General features: G+C 64.9%; 1 protein-coding gene. It reads right to left on the bottom strand.

Going from position 1 to position 242, the window contains the following annotated elements:
- Positions 1 to 242, bottom strand: a 242-nt coding sequence (locus SB751_RS34590) for an aminotransferase class I/II-fold pyridoxal phosphate-dependent enzyme (protein ID WP_410749565.1), incomplete at both ends; no start/stop codon positions are given.

Raw genomic sequence — 242 nt, 5'->3', positions numbered from 1 at the left:
CTCGCGAGGCGCGTGCCGGGATAACTCGGCGGGCAGAGATCGCCGTAAATATCGTCCTCGACGACGATGAAGTCATAGGCTTCGGCGAGGCGCAGGATGCGAAACGCCTGCGCCGCCGTGAGCGACGTGCCGGTCGGGTTCTGCAGCACCGAATTGATCACGAGCATCTTCGGCCGCCACATCTGCACGAGCGTTTCCAGCGCGTCGAGATCGGGGCCGTCGGGCGTATACGGCATGCCGAC

Origin of the sequence: Cupriavidus sp. SIMBA_020 (assembly GCF_046535395.1) — a bacterium.
GTDB classification, from domain to species: Bacteria; Pseudomonadota; Gammaproteobacteria; order Burkholderiales; family Burkholderiaceae; genus Cupriavidus; species Cupriavidus campinensis.
The sequence above is the reverse complement of the archived record's forward strand: the minus strand, read 5'-3'. Positions and strand labels throughout refer to the sequence as shown.